The sequence below is a fragment of the Actinomadura chibensis NBRC 106107 genome (assembly GCF_001552135.1).
GTDB classification, from domain to species: Bacteria; Actinomycetota; Actinomycetes; order Streptosporangiales; family Streptosporangiaceae; genus Spirillospora; species Spirillospora chibensis.
In genome coordinates this window covers 20,127-38,160 of the sequence record NZ_BCQP01000078.1, presented here as the reverse complement: position 1 = coordinate 38,160, position 18,034 = coordinate 20,127, and the positions used below count along the sequence as shown (strand labels likewise).

Annotated in this window: 14 protein-coding genes; 10 read left to right on the top strand and 4 right to left on the bottom strand. The window is 72.4% G+C overall.

Features of this window, described 5'->3' with window-relative positions:
- The first annotated feature begins 128 nt into the window (after positions 1-128).
- Positions 129-2,681, top strand: coding sequence for a Tex family protein (locus ACH01S_RS37815; RefSeq protein WP_067903959.1), 2,553 nt, complete (start codon positions 129-131; stop codon positions 2,679-2,681).
- 51 nt (positions 2,682-2,732) lie between these two features.
- Here ACH01S_RS37815 and ACH01S_RS37810 read toward each other — a convergent pair whose 3' ends face one another.
- The gene (locus tag ACH01S_RS37810; protein WP_246237189.1) at positions 2,733-3,818 is read right to left on the bottom strand and encodes a DMT family transporter; all 1,086 of its coding nucleotides are present in this window, start codon (positions 3,816-3,818) and stop codon (positions 2,733-2,735) included.
- A gap of 309 nt (positions 3,819-4,127) precedes the next feature.
- Here ACH01S_RS37810 and tig point away from each other — a divergent pair, with 309 nt between their 5' ends.
- The 5 genes from tig (at position 4,128) to ACH01S_RS37785 (ending at position 9,603) form a co-directional block, all read left to right on the top strand.
- Positions 4,128-5,627 (top strand): trigger factor, encoded by a 1,500-nt coding sequence (tig, locus tag ACH01S_RS37805; RefSeq protein WP_067903956.1) that lies wholly within the window; start codon positions 4,128-4,130, stop codon positions 5,625-5,627.
- Between the two features lie 280 nt (positions 5,628-5,907).
- Positions 5,908-6,540 carry a ClpP family protease gene (locus tag ACH01S_RS37800; protein WP_083981595.1) on the top strand — a complete coding sequence of 211 codons (633 nt, stop codon included), beginning with the start codon at positions 5,908-5,910 and terminating at the stop codon, positions 6,538-6,540.
- Between the two features lie 97 nt (positions 6,541-6,637).
- Complete coding sequence (locus ACH01S_RS37795; RefSeq protein WP_067903997.1) at positions 6,638-7,264, top strand: ATP-dependent Clp protease proteolytic subunit; 627 nt, start codon at positions 6,638-6,640, stop codon at positions 7,262-7,264.
- A 173-nt stretch (positions 7,265-7,437) separates the two neighbouring features.
- Entirely contained in the window at positions 7,438-8,712 is a 1,275-nt protein-coding gene (gene clpX / locus ACH01S_RS37790; RefSeq protein ID WP_067903954.1) for an ATP-dependent Clp protease ATP-binding subunit ClpX, read from the top strand.
- A 441-nt stretch (positions 8,713-9,153) separates the two neighbouring features.
- The gene (locus ACH01S_RS37785) at positions 9,154-9,603 is read left to right on the top strand and encodes a VOC family protein (protein WP_083981594.1); all 450 of its coding nucleotides are present in this window, start codon (positions 9,154-9,156) and stop codon (positions 9,601-9,603) included.
- 2 nt (positions 9,604-9,605) lie between these two features.
- On the opposite strand, the gene ACH01S_RS37780 is transcribed toward ACH01S_RS37785, so the two are convergent.
- Entirely contained in the window at positions 9,606-10,259 is a 654-nt protein-coding gene (locus ACH01S_RS37780; RefSeq protein WP_067903948.1) for a response regulator transcription factor, read from the bottom strand.
- On the bottom strand, positions 10,260-11,057 hold the full coding sequence (locus ACH01S_RS37775) for a sensor histidine kinase (protein ID WP_083981593.1): 798 nt from the start codon (positions 11,055-11,057) through the stop codon (positions 10,260-10,262).
- A 167-nt stretch (positions 11,058-11,224) separates the two neighbouring features.
- On the opposite strand from ACH01S_RS37775, the gene ACH01S_RS37770 reads away from it, so the two are divergent.
- Together ACH01S_RS37770 and ACH01S_RS37765 are read left to right on the top strand one after the other, a co-directional pair.
- Positions 11,225-13,846, top strand: coding sequence for a valine--tRNA ligase (locus ACH01S_RS37770; protein WP_067903945.1), 2,622 nt, complete (start codon positions 11,225-11,227; stop codon positions 13,844-13,846).
- Positions 13,847-13,985: 139 nt separating this feature from the next.
- Complete coding sequence (locus ACH01S_RS37765; RefSeq protein ID WP_067903942.1) at positions 13,986-14,918, top strand: hypothetical protein; 933 nt, start codon at positions 13,986-13,988, stop codon at positions 14,916-14,918.
- Here ACH01S_RS37765 and ACH01S_RS37760 read toward each other — a convergent pair.
- Positions 14,890-16,092 carry a folylpolyglutamate synthase family protein gene (locus tag ACH01S_RS37760; protein WP_067903939.1) on the bottom strand — a complete coding sequence of 401 codons (1,203 nt, stop codon included), beginning with the start codon at positions 16,090-16,092 and terminating at the stop codon, positions 14,890-14,892. The two genes, ACH01S_RS37765 and ACH01S_RS37760, sit on opposite strands and share 29 nt — an antisense overlap.
- Before the next feature lie 64 nt (positions 16,093-16,156).
- On the opposite strand from ACH01S_RS37760, the gene ACH01S_RS37755 reads away from it, so the two are divergent.
- Together ACH01S_RS37755 and ACH01S_RS37750 are read left to right on the top strand one after the other, a co-directional pair.
- Complete coding sequence (locus ACH01S_RS37755; RefSeq protein ID WP_067903936.1) at positions 16,157-17,569, top strand: bifunctional folylpolyglutamate synthase/dihydrofolate synthase; 1,413 nt, start codon at positions 16,157-16,159, stop codon at positions 17,567-17,569.
- On the top strand, positions 17,566-17,922 hold the full coding sequence (locus ACH01S_RS37750) for a DUF4233 domain-containing protein (RefSeq protein ID WP_067903933.1): 357 nt from the start codon (positions 17,566-17,568) through the stop codon (positions 17,920-17,922). Before ACH01S_RS37755 ends, ACH01S_RS37750 begins: the two co-directional genes overlap by 4 nt.
- The last annotated feature ends 112 nt before the right edge of the window (positions 17,923-18,034 follow it).

Below are 18,034 nucleotides of genomic sequence, written 5' to 3'. Positions count from 1 at the left end.
CGCCCCCGTGCGTGATCACTCGGTCACGGGCAGGCGGGAAGGCGGCCGACCCGGCGGTCGACGAGACAACGGGCCCGGTTCCCTGGACAATGCAACGGCGACATCCAGGGGAGAAAGCGAACCAAGCTGTGACAGCGACCATCAGCCAGACGTCCACCGGACACGAGGGCCCGCGGCCCGTCACCCAGCGGATCGCCGAGGAGATCGGCGTCCGCGAGGGCCAGGTGCGGGTCGCGGTGGACCTGCTCGACGGCGGGGCGACCGTCCCGTTCATCGCCCGCTACCGCAAGGAGGCGACGGGGGCGCTCGACGACGCGCAGCTCCGCGCGCTGGAGGAGCGGCTGCGCTACCTGCGCGAGCTGGACGAGCGGCGCGGCGCGATCCTGGAGTCGATCGAGTCGCAGGGCAAGCTCACCGACGAGCTCAAGGCCCAGATCATGGCGGCCGACTCCAAGGCCCGGCTGGAGGACATCTACCTCCCGTACAAGCCGAAGCGCCGCACCAAGGCGCAGATCGCCCGCGAGGCGGGGCTCGAACCGCTCGCCGACCTGCTGCTCGCCGACCCGTCCAACGACCCGGAGGCGGCCGCCGCGGGCTACGTGGACGCCGACAAGGGCGTCGCCGACGCGGCCGCCGCGCTGGAGGGCGCCCGCGCCATCCTCGTCGAGCGCTTCGCCGAGGACGCCGACCTCATCGGCGCGCTGCGCGAGCGCATGTGGAACCGGGGCCGGATGGTCTCCCGCGTCCGCGAGGGCAAGGAGGAGGCGGGCGCGAAGTTCGCCGACTACTTCGAGTTCGCCGAGCCGTTCGCGAAACTGCCCTCGCACCGCGTCCTCGCGCTGTTCCGCGGCGAGAAGGAAGAGGTGCTCGACCTCGACCTGGAGCCGGAGGAGGAGCCGGACGACGCCCCGGCCGCCCGCAGCTCCTACGAGGCCGAGATCGCGCGCCGGTTCGAGATCACCGACCAGGGGCGCCCGGCCGACAGGTGGCTGAACGACGCCGTCCGCTGGGCGTGGCGGACCCGGATCCTCGTCCACCTCGGCATCGACCTGCGCGCCCGGCTCCGCCAGGAGGCCGAGGACGAGGCCGTCCGCGTCTTCGCCGCCAACCTGCGCGACCTGCTGCTCGCCGCGCCCGCCGGGACCCGCTCCACCATGGGGCTCGACCCGGGCCTGCGCACCGGCGTGAAGGTCGCCGTCGTGGACGCCACCGGCAAGGTCGTCGCCACCGACACCATCTACCCGCACGAGCCGCGCAGGAAGTGGGACGAGTCGATCGAGACGCTCGCCCGGCTCGCCCGCGAGCACAACGTCGACCTCGTCTCCATCGGCAACGGCACCGCGTCCAGGGAGACCGACAAGCTCGCCGCCGACCTGATCGCCCGGCACCCCGACCTCAAGCTCACCAAGATCATGGTGTCGGAGGCGGGCGCGTCGGTGTACTCGGCGTCGGAGTACGCGGGCCGCGAGCTGCCCGGCATGGACGTGTCGCTGCGCGGCGCCGTCTCCATCGCCCGCCGCCTCCAGGACCCGCTCGCCGAGCTCGTCAAGATCGACCCGAAGTCGATCGGGGTCGGGCAGTACCAGCACGACGTCTCCGAGGTGAAGCTGTCGCGCTCCCTCGACGCCGTCGTCGAGGACTGCGTGAACGCCGTCGGGGTGGACGTCAACACCGCGTCCGCGCCGCTGCTCACCCGCGTGTCCGGGATCGGGGAGGGGCTCGCGGAGAACATCGTCGCGCACCGCGACGCCAACGGGCCGTTCCGCAGCCGGAGCGGGCTGAAGGACGTCCCGCGGCTCGGCCCGAAGGCGTTCGAGCAGTGCGCCGGGTTCCTGCGCATCCCCGGCGGGGACGACCCGCTCGACGCGTCCAGCGTCCACCCGGAGGCGTACCCGGTCGTCCGGCGGATCCTGGACGCGGCGGGCGCCGACATCAAGGCGCTGATCGGCAACTCCGCCGCGCTGCGGGCCCTCAAGCCGTCCGACTTCGTGGACGACACGTTCGGGCTGCCGACCGTCACCGACATCCTCGCCGAGCTGGAGAAGCCGGGGCGCGACCCGCGTCCGGCGTTCAAGACGGCCACGTTCAAGGAGGGCGTCGACAAGCTCGCCGACCTGGAGCCCGGCATGATCCTTGAGGGGGTCGTCACCAACGTCGCCGCGTTCGGCGCGTTCGTGGACGTCGGCGTCCACCAGGACGGGCTCGTCCACATCTCCGCGATGTCGGACAAGTTCGTGTCCGACCCGCGCGAGGTCGCGAAGCCGGGCGACATCGTCCGGGTGAAGGTGCTGGACGTCGACCTGCAGCGCAAGCGCATCTCGCTCACCCTCCGCCTGGACGACGAGCCCGGCCGCGACCGCCAGGACGGCCGCAGGGGCGGCGGACGCCAGGGCGGCCAGCAGGGCGGGCAGCAAGGTGGGCAGCCGGGCGGGCAGCAGGGCGGCGGCGCCCGCCAGAACCGCGGCGGCGGCCAGAACCAGCGCGGCGGCCAGGGCGGCGGCGGACGCGGCGGCCAGGGCGGTGCGCGCGGCGGTCAGGGCGGGCGCGGCGGCCAGGGCCGCGGGCGCGGGCGCGACGGGCAGGGGAGCGGCGGCTCCTCCGGCGGCGGCGCCATGGCCGACGCGCTGCGCCGGGCGGGCCTCGACAAGGGCCTCCCCGGCGACGGCCGCAAGGGCCGCTGACCCGGGGGGCAGGACCTGCGAAAGGCTGACGGGTACCCGGCCGGGTGCCCGTCAGCCGCCGAAGCCGCGCCAGCGGCCGTCCGACCCGGTCTCGGTCGGAGTCCGCGGCCGGTCGGGGCGCCGCGGCGGCTCCGCCCGGTCGTAGGGCCCCTGACCGAGCGGGCGGCGCGGCTGCGGCAGCAGTGGCCGCCCGGCCCAGTCGTCCGCGGCGGGATCGCCGCCGAACGGGTCCCGGTGGGGCCGCGTGTCGGCGGGCGCCTCGCCGCGCGGCTCGTCCGCGATCGGGCGGTGCCGGGGGAACTGCGCGACGGCGACCGCGCCCAGCACGAGCGCGCCCAGCCGCATCGCCGAGTGCGCCACGTCCTGCGGCCACGGCTCGGCGTACATGAACGTCCCCATCGTCAGCAGGTACGTCTTCGCGGACACCGTCATCACGGTCGCCACGACCGACACCCGGCAGCGCTGGAACGCCATGACCATGATCCCGAACCCGATCCCGGCCGCGACCACCGTCAGGTAGGGCCACGGGGTCGCCGCGATCCCCGCGCTCGTGGCGTGCGGGTCGTCGCTCCACCCCTTGATCGCCAGCTCCGCGGTGCCGACCGGGAAGCCCGAGCCCAGCCCGTAGGCGATGCCGGTCACCGGGCGCGCGTGCCGGCCGTCCGGCCGGTGGTCGCCGAGGGCGAGGATCAGCACCGGCACCAGCACCGCCGGGGCCGCCACGACCGCGATCTTCCACAGCGGCGCGTCCGCCGAGCGGATCGGCTCGTCCCCGCTCAGCGAGGCGGTGAGCAGCAGGATCGCCCCGCCGATCAGCACCACGCTCAGCCACTCGCGGGCCGTCAGCCGCTCGCCGAAGAACACGAGCGCGATCAGCAGCAGCGGGACCGCGCCGGACATGAAGATCGGGACGGCGGTCGACAGCGGCAGCCCGCCGAGCGCGATGATCTGCAGGCCGAGCCCGCCGAGGACGAACGCGAGCGCGACCAGGAAGATCCAGTTGGTGAGGATCGTCCAGGCCATGTGCGGGATCCGGTTGCCCCGGAGCGGGGCCATCCGGTCCGCCGCGAGCTTGAAGACGGCGAACCCGAGGTAGTAGAGACCGGTCGCACTGAAGGCCGCGGCTATCCCGTTCATCCCGGACGAGTATGGGCCTTCCCATGCGTAATGTCACTGCCCGTACGGGATCGTTGACGCGGATTCGCCGGTCTCGCGGGCGTCCGATGTCCGCACACCGCGCCGCTACCCCATAGACTTGGCCGCGCGAAGGCGCGGAGCCGTATTCGGCGTGCCCGCGCCGCTGAGAGACTGACCGGCCGTTGAACGACACGGGCGGGCCGACCGACGAGGGCCGTCCGCGTGCAGGCCGAGGGCCTCGCAGGCAGCATGAAAAGCACGTGTCGACGCCGCGGCCGAAGCAGCGCCCGATCAAGGAGACCGACCCCAGTGAAGACCGATGTCGAGGAGCTGACCCCCACGCGGGTCAAGCTCACCGTCGAGGTTCCGTTCGACGAGCTCAAGCCGAACCTCGACAAGGCGTACAAGGAGATCTCTCAGCAGGTGCGGATCAAGGGCTTTCGGCCCGGCAAGGTCCCGGCCCCGCTGATCGACAAGTACGTCGGCCGGGGAGCGGTCCTGCAGGAGGCCGTCAACGACGCGCTTCCCGGCCTGTACGGCCGCGCCGTCGAGGAGACCGAGATCTTCGTCCTCGGGCAGCCCGACGTCGAGGTGACCGAGCTGGAGGACGGCACCCAGTTCGCGTTCACCGCCGAGGTCGACATCCGGCCGAAGTTCGAGGTCCCCGACTACGACGGCCTTGAGGTCGTCGTCGACGACGCCGAGGTGACCGACGAGCAGGTCCAGGAGACGATCGACAACCTGCGGGAGCGGTTCGCGTCGCTGACCACCGCCGAGCGCGCGGCCGAGGAGGGCGACTTCGCCGTCATCGACCTCGTCGCGCGGATCGACGGCGAGGAGGTCGCGGACGCCTCCACCGCCGGCTACTCCTACGAGGTCGGCAGCGGCTCGGTCGTCGAGGGCCTGGACGAGGCGCTGACCGGGCTCGCCGCGGGCGAGGACAAGACGTTCACCGGCACCCTCGCGGGCGGCGAGCGCGCCGGCGAGGAGGCCGAGTTCACCGTCACGGTGCAGAGCGTCAAGATCAAGAACCTGCCCGACCCGGACGACGAGTTCGCCCAGCTGGCGAGCGAGTTCGACACGATCGAGGAGCTGCGCGAGGACGTCCGCGCGCGGCTCGGCCGCCAGGTGAGGCTGCAGCAGCTCTCCGAGGCGCGCGACAAGGCCCTTGAGGCCCTGCTCGAAAAGATCGAGGTCCCGCTGCCCGAGAAGGTCGTGGACGAGGAGATCAGCCGCCGCAACCAGCAGCTCGAACAGCAGCTCGCCATGTCGGGCATGTCCAAGGAGGACTACCTCAAGGACGAGGAGAAGTCCGAGGAGGAGTTCGACAAGGACGTCGCCGAGGCGGCCCGGCTCGCGGTGAAGGGCGGCTTCGTCCTCGACCAGCTCGCCGTCCAGGAGGAGCTGAACGTCGAGAACGAGGAGCTCTCCGAGTACGTCGTCTCGCAGGCCATGCAGATGGGCGTGCAGCCGCAGCAGCTCGCCGAGTACCTCACGCAGAACGACCAGCTGCCGGCGATCGTGTCCGAGGTGCTGCGCAACAAGGCGCTGAACCTCATCGTCGAGCACGTCACCGTGAAGGACGAGTCGGGCAACGTCATCGACCTCGACGCCATCCGGCGCGAGCTGAACGGCGAGACCGACCAGGCCGAGGACGCCGCGACGGAGGCCACGGAGGCCGACGAGGCGGCCGAGGAGACGGCGGAGGAGACGGCCGAGGCCACTCCCGAGGCGAAGGCCGACGCCGACGCCGAGGCCGCCGAGAAGGACGAGAAGGACGAGAAGGACGCCGACACCAAGGAGTCCTGAGCCGACGCCGCGGTCCTCCGCGGCATCGGGCGCCGTCCGGACGCCCCGCACCCCCGCCCGGGTGCGGGGCGTCCGCCGTTGGGGGGTCCGGTCCGGGTGGGACGCGCCCTCCCCGGGTATGCCGCGATCGCGAGGGTCTCGCGTATTCCGTGACACGCCCGGTGGCGACCGGGTACGCCCCTGGCGAAAAGGCGGCCTCACGGGCTTAAGCGGGCCCGTGCGCGCGTTAATGTCCAATCATCCGAACCGATTAAAAGGACCGGAGGAACACCCGGTGAGCATGCCTCCGACTTTCGACGAGTCGTCGCGGATCCAGGCGCGGGTCGCCGAGGCGCCCCTGTTGCCGCTCGGCGACCAGCTCTTCCAGCGCCTGCTGCGCGAGCGGATCGTCTTCCTCGGCCAGCAGGTCGACGACGACATCGCCAACCGCATCTGCGCCGAGCTGCTGCTGCTGTCGGCCGAGGACGGGCGCCGCGACATCACGCTCTACATCAACTCGCCAGGTGGCTCCGTCACCGCCGGCATGGCGATCTACGACATCATGCAGTACGTCCCGAACGACATCGTCACGGTCGGCATGGGCCTCGCCGCGTCGATGGGGCAGTTCCTGCTGTGCGCGGGGACGCGCGGCAAGCGCTACGCCCTGCCGCACGCGCGCATCATGATGCACCAGCCGTCCGGCGGCATCGGCGGCACCGCCTCCGACATCAAGATCCAGGCGGAGCAGATGCTGTACGTCAAGCGCACGCTCGCCGAGAAGATCGCCGAGCACACCGGACAGGCGCTCGACCAGATCGAGCGCGACTCCGACCGCGACCGCTGGTTCACCGCCGACGAGGCCAAGGACTACGGGTTCGTCGACCACGTGGTCCTCAGCGCAACCCAGGTGCCCTCCGAGGGCCCCGTCTCCTGACGACCTCACTACTTTTCGGAGGCACACAGTGAGCGACCTCTACCGCCCCGGTTTCAGCGATCTGGTCCGTCCCGGCGTCCACGCGGGCGGCTCCCCGATGCCGGTCGACAACCGGTACATCATTCCGTCGTTCGTCGAGCGCACCACGTACGGGGTCAAGGAGATGAACCCGTACAACAAGCTGTTCGAGGAGCGCATCATCTTCCTCGGCGTGCAGATCGACGACGCGTCCGCCAACGACGTGATGGCGCAGCTGATCACCCTGGAGTCGATCGACCCCGACCGCGACATCAGCATCTACATCAACTCGCCCGGCGGCTCGTTCACGGCGATGACGGCCATCTACGACACGATGCAGTTCGTCAAGCCCGACATCCAGACGGTCTGCATCGGCCAGGCCGCGTCCGCCGCCGCCGTGCTGCTCGCCGCCGGGACGCCCGGCAAGCGCGCCGCGCTGCCCAACTCGCGGATCCTGATCCACCAGCCCGCGACCGAGGGCACCTACGGCCAGTCCAGCGACATCGAGATCCAGGCGCGCGAGATCCTGCGCATCCGGGAGCTGCTGGAGAGCATCCTGGCCGAGCACAGCGGCAAGAGCGTCGACCAGGTCCGCAAGGACATCGAGCGCGACAAGATCCTCACGGCGGACGAGGCGAAGGACTACGGTCTCATCGACGACGTCTTCGCCAGCAGGAAGCGCAAGGCCGAGGTAGTGTCGTCCTGAGACGACACGAGGACGTGGGAGACCCCCAGCCCGGGCGTCACACTTCCGGGCGAGGGGCTTTCCAAGTCCGTTGGAGGCGGTAACGTCGAATCCAACGTCGAGAGCCTTCGGGACGCAACCGAGCTGCGCCGCATTCTCCACAGCGGACGGCCCCACGAAAAGGAGACAGTTGGGTGGCACGCATCGGCGACGGTGGTGACCTGCTCAAGTGCTCGTTCTGCGGGAAGAGCCAGAAGCAGGTCAAGAAGCTCATCGCGGGTCCGGGCGTGTACATCTGCGACGAGTGCATCGATCTCTGCAACGAGATCATCGAGGAGGAGCTCTCCGAGACCTCCGACCTCAAGTGGGACAACCTGCCCAAGCCGCGGGAGATCTACGAGTTCCTCGACTCCTACGTGATCGGGCAGGAGACGGCGAAGAAGGCGCTGTCGGTCGCCGTCTACAACCACTACAAGCGGATCCAGTCCGGTGACACCGGCCGCGACGACGCCGTCGAGCTGGGCAAGTCGAACATCCTGCTGCTCGGCCCCACCGGATCCGGGAAGACGCTGCTCGCGCAGACGCTCGCCAAGCTCCTCAACGTGCCGTTCGCCATCGCGGACGCCACGGCCCTGACGGAGGCGGGCTACGTCGGCGAGGATGTCGAGAACATCCTCCTGAAGCTGATCCAGGCCGCCGACTACGACGTCAAGAAGGCCGAGACCGGGATCATCTACATCGACGAGGTCGACAAGATCGCCCGCAAGAGCGAGAACCCGTCGATCACCCGGGACGTGTCGGGCGAGGGCGTCCAGCAGGCGCTGCTGAAGATCCTGGAGGGGACCACGGCGAGCGTCCCGCCGCAGGGCGGCCGCAAGCACCCGCACCAGGAGTTCATCCAGATCGACACCACGAACGTGCTGTTCATCTGCGGCGGCGCGTTCGCCGGGCTGGAGAAGATCGTCGAGTCCCGGGTCGGCAAGCAGGGCATGGGCTTCGGCGCCCAGATCCGCTCCAAGTCCGACTTCGAGGACGGCTCCGCCGTGCTCGGCGACGTCATGCCCGAGGACCTGCTCAAGTTCGGCATGATCCCGGAGTTCATCGGCCGGCTCCCGTCGATCACGTCCGTCCACAACCTGGACCGCGACGCCCTGATCAACATCCTCACCGAGCCGAAGAACGCGCTCGTCCGCCAGTACCACCGGCTGTTCGAGCTCGACGGCGTCGACCTGGAGTTCACCGACGACGCCCTGGAGGCCATCGCCGACCAGGCGATCCTGCGCGGCACCGGCGCCCGCGGCCTGCGCGCCATCATGGAAGAGGTCCTCCTCTCCGTGATGTACGAGGTGCCGAGCCGCCAGGACGTCGCCCGCGTCGTGATCACCCGCGAGGCCGTCCTGGAGCACGTCAACCCGACCCTCGTCCCGCGCGACCGGCCGAAGCGCGAGCCCCGGGAGAAGTCCGCTTAGGACAGGTGTGCTCGCGGAGAGCGCTCGCCTAGTCGCGGACTTCGTGCTGGCCCAGGGGGACGACCCCCTGGAACCCCCGATGTGGGGGGCTCCGCCCCCACGCCCCCCTGCCGGTTGCGGTCGGTGATCCGGATACAGGATCTTGGGGGGTCCATCCTCCAGTGCCGCCTTTGTGACCGGCGGTGGGGTTGGGATGTGGGCCCCGTCCTGCTTGCCGGTTGCAGTCGTGCTTTGGTTGCTAGACGTGAGGGCTACCACGTCGCCTGGTGGTTGCGGTGGGGGGTTCGGTTCGGGGCTTTACCGATCGTGGGATTGAGGGCGGTCGGCGCGGTTTGGGTGTGGAGCGGTCCCATGATCATTTCTTCTCCTGAATCCCGATCGGCCGGGTGGGGGGCGTGGGATCGTGGGGGGATGGGTGTTGGTATTGCGAAGATTCGACAGGTGAAGGTTCCGGTGTCGGATCTGGTGGCCAGTACGGAGTGGTACCGGCGGCTGCTTGATCTGGTGCCCGTGTTCGAGTTCTTCGAGGACGGGGCCGTGCGCGGGGTCGTGTTATGGGAGCCCGACGCCGACCTGCACGTCTCGCTGCGGGACCGGCGGTACTGTGCCGGGGATCTTTCCGGGGCCGAGGTCGTGGCGCTGAAGGTCGAGTCGGCCGAGGCGCTCAACACCATCATCGGGCGGTGCCAGAGCCTCGGCTTCTCCCACGGCGACGTCCAGCACCGCGGGCCCTACGGGGCCGCGCTCGACGTGCCCGACCCCGACGGCACCGTCCTCCGGTTCCTGTACGAGCCCGACACGTACCCGCGGGGGTTCGCGGGGCTTGAGTTCGGCCCGGACGGGACGCCCTCCGCCTACCGGAAGCCGCGGCTGCCCGCGCCGTCCGGCTGAGGTCAGCCCCGGGACTCGCCGAGGCCCGCCTCGCGGGCCACGACGATGGCCTGGGCGCGGTCCGCGACGTGCAGCTTCATGAAGATGTTCGACACGTGGTTGCGGACGGTCTTCTGGCTGAGGAACAGCGTCCCGGCGATCTCGGAGTTGCTGCGGCCCTGCGCGATCAGTTCGAGGACCTCCCGCTCCCGGTCGGTGAGCTCGGGGAACGCGGCGCGCCTCGGGTCGGGCATGTCGGTGAAGTAGGTGAGGACGCGGCGGGCGATCTCCGGTCCGTAGATCGCCTCGCCCGCGGCGACCGCCTTCACCGCGCGGGCGATCTCTTCGGCGCCGGACTCCTTCAGCAGGTAGCCGCGGGCGCCCGCGCGCATCGCCGCGAACACCGAGTCGTCGTCGCGGAACATCGTGAGGACGAGGACGCCGATCCGCGGGCTGGTCCGGGTGATCGTCCGGGTGGCCTCGATGCCGTTGCCGCCCGGCATGTGCAGGTCCATGACGACGACGTCCGGCTGCAGGTCGGCGGCGAGCTTCACCGCCTCCGGACCGTTCTCGGCCTCGCCCGCGACCTCCACGCCCAGCGCCTGCAGCAGCCCCTTCAGCCCCTGCCGGAACACCGGGTGGTCGTCGGCGATGAGGACACGGATGATCTCCGTCATCTACGCCCGTCCCTTCCCCGTGAAGGGACGATCGTACCCGGCGGTGACCTCCGCCGGGGTCAGGGGAAGATGTGCGGTGACGACCGTCCCGCCGCCCGTCCTGGACGTGATGGCGCAGCTCCCGCCGACCTCCGCCGCCCACTCCTTCATCGCCGCCATGCCGCGCCGCGGCCGGGGCTGGCCGCCGTTGCGGGCGGCGTCCGGGAGGCCCGGCCCGGTGTCGGCGACCATCAGGTGGAGCTCGACGTCCCGGTGCAGCCGGACGGTCGCCGTGCTGTCCCGGGCGTGCAGCCGGACGTTCGTCAGCGCCTCCTGCGCGATGCGGTACGCCGCGACCTCGACGGCGGCGGGCAGCTCCAGGTGCTCGCCGTCGAAGCGGACGTCCACCCGCTCGCAGCAGCCGTCGGCGAACGACTCGATCGCGGCGACGAGGCCGAGGTCGTCCAGCGCGGGCGGGCGCAGGCCGTGCGCGAGGTCGCGGATCTCGCCGACCGCCGACGCGAGCCGGTTGCGGACGTCGGCGAGCAGCGGGTCCGTCCGGTCCGGCTCGCAGGCGAGGGTGATGCGCGCGGCGTCCAGCGACATCGCGAGGCTGGCGAGGGTCGGGCCGAGCCCGTCGTGCAGGTCGTGCCGCAGCCGGCGGCGCTCCTCCTCCCGGCTCGCGAGGATCCGCTCGCGCGACCGCTGCAGGTCGGACGTGAGGCGGCGGAGGTGGGGGATGGTCGCGGCACGTGCCGCCACGGCCCCCGCGGTGAACGCGCCGGCCAGCACGGCAGCGCGTGCCAGTGCCGCTCGCATCCCATCCCCCTCCTCCCGCGCCGCCGTTTCGGGTGTTCCCCGCAACCCTTTCCGGCGGGGCGACCCGGTGTCAGGTGACCTGTGTCCCGACCGCGGCGGGAACCCGCGTCCCGGGGCGGGCCGGCGGAGGCGCCGCCACCTCCGCGGTCCCCGTAGAATCGTCAGCCGTGACACAGCCCAGCACTGAGCGCGGCCAGGGGGCCGCAGCGGACGTCGACCTGCCCACCCAGTACCGACCGGCCGACGTCGAGGGCCGGCTCTACGAGCGGTGGGTAGCGGAGGGGCTGTTCACCGGCGACCCGAAGGGCGCGCCGGAGCGTCCCGCGTTCTCCATCGTGATCCCGCCGCCGAACGTCACGGGCTCGCTGCACATGGGGCACGCCCTCGACCACTCCATCCAGGACACGCTGATCCGGCGGAGGCGCATGCAGGGCTACGAGGCCGTGTGGGTCCCCGGCATGGACCACGCGGGCATCGCCACCCAGAACGTCGTCGAGCGCGAGCTCGCCAAGGACGGCGTGTCGCGGCACGACCTCGGCCGCGAGGCGTTCGTCGAGCGGGTCTGGCAGTGGAAGGGCGAGTCCGGCGGCCGGATCCTCGGCCAGATGCGGCGGCTCGGCGACAGCGTCGACTGGACGCGCGAGGCGTTCACGATGGACGACGCCCGCGCCCGCGCCGTCCGCACCATCTTCAAGCGGCTGTTCGACGACGGCCTCATCTACCGCGCCGAGCGCATCATCAACTGGTGCCCGCGCTGCCTCACCGCGCTGTCCGACATCGAGGTCGAGCACGAGGAGGTCGACGGCGAACTCGTCTCGATCCGCTACGGATCGGGCGACGACGAGATCGTCGTCGCGACCACGCGGGCGGAGACGATGCTCGGCGACACCGCCGTCGCCGTCCACCCGGACGACGCCCGCTACGCCCACCTGGTCGGGCGCGAGATCGAGCTGCCGCTGACCGGCCGCCGCATCCCGGTCGTCGCCGACGAGCACGTCGACCCCGAGTTCGGGACGGGCGCCGTCAAGGTGACGCCCGCGCACGACCCCAACGACTTCGAGATCGGGCGCCGCCACTCGCTGCCGTCCCTGTCGGTCATGGACGAGCGCGGCGTCGTCACCGCGTCCGGCCCGTTCGCGGGCCTCGACCGGTTCGAGGCGCGCCCGGCGGTCGTCGCCGCGCTGCGCGAGCAGGGCCGGATCGTCGCGGAGGTCCGCCCCTACAAGCACTCGGTCGGGCACTGCCAGCGCTGCGCGACGGTCGTCGAGCCGCGCGTGTCGCTGCAGTGGTTCGTGAAGGTCGAGTCGCTGGCGCGGGCCGCGGGCGACGCCGTCCGCGACGGCCGCGTGAAGATCCACCCGCCGGAGATGGCGTCCCGGTACTTCGAGTGGGTCGACAACATGCACGACTGGTGCATCAGCAGGCAGCTCTGGTGGGGGCACCGCATCCCGGTCTGGTACGGGCCGGACGGCGAGGTCGTCTGCCCCGGCCCGGACGAGGAGCCCCCCGCGGGGTGGACGCAGGACACCGACGTCCTCGACACGTGGTTCTCGTCCGCGCTGTGGCCGTTCTCGACGCTCGGCTGGCCGGACGAGACGCCCGACCTGAAGCGCTTCTACCCGACGTCCGTGCTGGTCACCGGCTACGACATCCTGTTCTTCTGGGTCGCCAGGATGATGATGTTCGGGCTGTACGCGATGGACGGCGTCCAGCCGTTCGGGACGATCGCCCTGCACGGGATGGTCCGCGACCAGTTCGGCAAGAAGATGTCGAAGTCGTTCGGGAACGTCATCGACCCGCTCGACTGGATCGACGAGTACGGCGCCGACGCGACCCGGTTCACGCTGCTGCGCGGCGCGAACCCGGGCGGGGACGTCCCGGTCGCCGAGCAGTGGGCGCAGGGCTCGCGCAACTTCTGCAACAAGCTGTGGAACGCGACGCGGTTCGCGCTCATCAACGGCGCGCACGTCCGGGGCGGGATGCCCGCCGAGCTGTCGACCGTGGACGCCTGGATCCTGTCGCGGCTCCAGTCGGTCGTCGCGGAGGTCGACGAGCACCTGGAGGGCTACGACTTCGCGAAGGCGTGCGAGGCGCTCTACCACTTCGCGTGGGACGAGGTCTGCGACTGGTACGTCGAGCTGGCCAAGGTGCAGCTCGCCGACGAGCGGGCGGAGGCGACGCGGCGCGTCCTCGGCGAGGTGCTCGACAAGCTGCTGCGGCTGCTGCACCCGGTGATCCCGTTCGTCACCGAGGAGCTGTGGACGTCCCTGACCGGCGGCGCGACGATCGTCACCGCGCCGTGGCCGACCGCCGAGCCGGGCCGCGCCGACCCCGCGGCCGAGGCCGTGGTCGAGTCGCTGCAGCGGCTCGTCACCGAGGTCCGCCGGTTCCGCGCCGACCAGGGCCTGAAGCCGGGCCAGAAGGTCGCGGCGGCGCTGGAGTGGGGCGGTTCGCCGCTCGCCGCGCACGAGGAGGGCGTCCGGTCGCTGCTGCGGCTGACCGTCCCGGGCGAGGGGTTCGCGGCGACGGCGTCGCTGCCGGTGGAGGGCGTCGCGGTGCGGCTCGACACGGCCGGCGCGATCGACGTCGCGGCCGAGCGGAAGCGGCTGGAGAAGGACCTCGCCGCCGCCCGCAGGGAGGTCGAGCAGACGAGCCGCAAGCTCGGCAACGAGGCGTTCATGGCGAAGGCCCCGGAGGCGGTCGTCGCCAAGAACCGGGACCGGCTCGCCCAGGCCGAGGCGGACATCAAGCGCCTTGAGTCGCAGTTGGCCGCGCTGCCCGCGGGCTGAGCCGGGCGAGCGGGCGGAACCGTCGGCGCGGCGGCCCGGCGCGGTCTACGATCCGGGTGGGCCCGCGGGGCTTTGCGGCACATGAACCATCAGGAGTGCAATGGCCGATTCACCACCTCGGTCCGATAGGCCGGACTCGGTGTCCGGTGACGACCCGCGGCGGGCCGAGGACGGGGAGGCGGGCGGCGCGGACGGCGAGCACGGCGAGCACGGCCCCTGGGGCGGTTCGCGCCCCTGGTGGACGGCCGACCCCGGCACCGGCCCGCAGGTCCTCCCGGACAGCTCGGGCCCGCAGATCGTGATCAGCGGCGGGACGGGCGGGACCCCGATCGTCAGCGACGGGACGGGCGGCCACCCGATCATCGGCGGCGGGACGGGCGGCCACCCGGTCGTCGCGGACGGGTCGGGCGCGTTCCCCGCCCCGCCGAACGGCACGGGCCCACTGCCGCCGCTGCCGGGCCCGGTCGCCGGGTCGGCGCGCGGGCCGCGCCTGCTGCTGGCGCTGGGCGGCCTGCTGGTCGCGGGCGTGGTGGTCGCGGCGGGCGTGTTCGCCCTCCGCTCCGAGGGCGGCGGCGAGCAGAACGCCCGCGTCACCGGGCTCCCCGCGTCCAAGAAGGTGATCGAGGCGGGCGGGACGGCGGGCGGGCTGCACCGCGACGCCCTCGTCGGGCCCGCGGCGAGCGCCGCGTACCCGTTCGTCGCGGGCGCGGTCGAGGCGGGCGGGGTCCCGGCCGCCAAGCGCGGCCAGGCCGTCTACAGCGAGGAGCCGGTGCGGCGGGTCAACGTCCTGTTCGTGGGCGGGACGGGCCGGGTCGGCAGCCCCGCCGACTTCCTGCAGAAGGCGCAGCCGACGACGTTCATCGCCGGGCAGGACGCCGACCCCGGCCCCCAGGGCGGGCGGGCCGCGTGCGGCACGTTCGCCGTCCTGGCGCAGACGCACACGTACTGCGCGTGGGCGACCGGCGACTCCTACGGGATCGTCGCGTCGAACGTCCCGTCGGTGAACCCGGAGTTCACGCTGATGGCCGACGTGATGCGGCGGATCAGGAAGGACGTCGAACGGCCGCGGTGACGAACAGCCGCTCGGTGGAGGCGTCCACCGCGCCGAGGACGTGCCCGGTGAAGTAGACGGTCCCGAGGACGACGACGCGGCGGCCGAGCGCCGCGAGCGACTCGCGGGTGACGGCGGCCGCGTCGACGACCTCCCAGCCGGGCGGCAGCGGGCGGGTGAAGCTCAGCCGCGGCCACGGCAGCCGGGCGAACGTCACGGGCAGCCCGTCGAGTTCGGCGACGGCGCCGTCCACGTCCTTGTGGTCGGGGAGGCAGACGACGACGTGGTCGATCTCGCCCCAGGCGCGGCGCGCGGCGGCGAGCGCGGCCGCCACCCCGGTCCGGTCGATGGCCGAGTCGACGAGCAGCCGCGTCGCGGTGCCGGGGACGTCGTGCCAGGACAGCCGCCCCGGCAGGACGATCGACGCCAGCACGTCGCGCAGCGTCTCGGGCGCGGGCTCGGCGATGCCGGGCAGGCGGCGGGCGGCGACGACGCCGAGTTCGGCGTTGGTCCGGCCGAGACCGGCGGGGAGCAGGCCGAGCGGGAGGCCGGAGTCGCCCGGCCGCATCCGCTCGACGTCCCCGAGCGCCTCCGTGACCTCGGCGGACTGCGGCGCGGACACCACGACCGTGTCGGGCCCCGCCACCCCGAGCTTCTCCTTGGCGATCTCCGCCGGGGTGCCGCCGAGGATGTGGGCGTGCTCCAGGAAGATCGGCGTGATCGCGGCGACGTCCGGGCCGAACAGGGACACCTCGTCGGAGCGTCCGCCCATCCCGGCCTCCAGGACGATCGCGTCCGCGTCCACCTCCCGCGCGTGGAGTACGCCGGAGAGGGTGAAGAGCCCGGTCGGCGCGAGGTAGCCGCGCGAGGGCGGCGGCAGCGCGGCGACGGCCTCGTCGAGGACGTCCCGCAGCGCGTCCAGCTCGGCGGCGGACAGGGCGCGCCCGTCCACCCTGATGCGGTCGCGGTCGCTGCGCAGCCCCGGGCTCGTGACCGTGCACACGCGCAGCCCGGCCGCCGCGAGGAAGGCGGACGCGTAGGTGGCGGCCGTCCCCTTCCCCTTGGAGCCGACGACCACGAGGACCGGGACGTCCGGGGCCAGCAGGCCGAGCGCGTCCGCGAGGGCGCGGGCGCGCGCGAGGTCGCGGGTCTCGCCGGGGGCCCGCCGCTCCCATTCCCGGTAGAAGACGTCCATGCCTCCAGTGTGGGGGCGTCCGGGGCGTGGTCGGGCGCCGAGTAGGCTCGTGGCCGTGAGTCAGATGACCGAGCCGTCCGGCTACCGGCGCGCCGTCGGCGCGATCATGGCCCGCGGGGTCGAGTGGGAGATCGATCCGACCCTCGACCGCGTCCGCGACCTGCTCGACGTCCTCGGGGAGCCGCAGCGCGCCTACCCGGTGATCCACATCGCCGGGACGAACGGCAAGTCCAGCACGGCGCGGCTCGTCGAGGCGCTGCTGCGCGAGCGGGGGCTGCGCACGGGCCTGTACACCAGCCCGGAGCTGACCACCCTGCGCGAGCGCATCGCGATCGACGGGGAGCCGATCAGCGAGGACGGCTTCGCCGCCGCGTTCGAGGACGTCCTGCCCTACGTCCAGCTCGTCGACGGCAAGCACCCGGTCGAGCTGTCGTTCTTCGAGGTGCTGACAGCGATGGCGTTCGCGGCGTTCGCGGACGCCCCGGTCGACGTCGCGGTCGTCGAGGCCGGGATGGGCGGCGTCTGGGACGCCACCAACGTCGCGGACGGCGCCGTCGCCGTGATCACCCCGATCGGCCTCGACCACACCCGCTACCTCGGCGACACGCTGGAGGAGATCGCGGGGGAGAAGGCCGGGATCATCAAGCCGGGCTCGGTCGCGGTGCTGGCCCAGCAGCCCGTCGAGGCGGCCGAGGTGCTGCTCCGGCGGGTCGCCGAGACCGGCGCCGCCGTCGCCCGCGAGGGCGTCGAGTACGGCGTGCTCGGCCGCGACGTCGCGGTCGGCGGGCAGCAGCTCAGGCTCAAGGGCCTGCACGGCGTGTACGACGAGATCTTCCTGCCGCTGTTCGGCGACCACCAGGCGAGCAACGCCGCGACGGCCCTCGCCGCCGTCGAGGCGTTCGCGAGCGGCGCGCCGACCGTCGGCGAGCCCAACCTGGAGGCCGCGACCCGGATCGCGCCCGGCGAGTCCTACCTCGGCGGCGAGCAGGGGCAGCTCGACCCGGCGCTGGTGCGCAGCGGGTTCGCGAAGTCGGCGTCGCCGGGCCGCCTTGAGGTCGCGCGGACCGGCCCGACCGTCCTGCTGGACGCCGCGCACAACCCCGCCGGGATGGCCGCGACCGTCAACACGGTCACCGAGTCGTTCGGCTTCACCCGGCTCGCCGGGGTCCTCGCGATCGCGTCCGACAAGGACGTCGCGGGCGTCCTCGACCAGCTCGAACCCGTGCTGGCCGAGCTGGTCGTCACCCGCAACTCCTCGCCGCGCTCGATGCCGCCGGAGGAGCTGGCCGAGATCGCCGAGGGGATCTTCGGCCCCGAGCGGGTGCACGTCGCCGACCGGCTGGACGACGCGATCGACCGGGCCATCGGGCTGGCCGAGGAGACCGGCGAGTACCGCGGCGCCGGGGTTCTGATCACCGGTTCGGTGGTCACCGCCGGCGACGCCCGGACCCTGCTGCGGGTGGAGGAGGGGCGGTGACGGCCACGGACCGGCGCACCGCCGCGCCGAATCCCGCGCGGCGGCTGCTCGCCACGGTGCTGGGCTGCGAGGCCATCGTGATCGCGCTGGCGATCCCGGTGGCGGTGTCGGTGCTGGACGTCGACGGCGCGACCGCCGGGGGCGTCTGCGGCGGGCTGGCCGTCGCGTGCCTGCTGCTCGCCGGGCTGCTGCGGTTCCGGTGGGCCCTCGCGGTGGGGACCGTCCTGCAGGTTCTGATCGTCGCGACCGGGTTCATGGTCCCGGCCATGTTCTTCCTCGGCGTCCTGTTCGGGGCGCTCTGGGGGACGGCCATTTGGATGGGACGCAAGGCGGAGAGCGTCCGGCCGCGCTAAATTCGCCGGGACGGTACGCCGGTCCTTATTCGCCGCCGATCGCGTGAGCGATGCGGGACGCCGGTCAATGCCGGATGACAATACGATCTCGTCCGCCTTTTATTGGCATTTC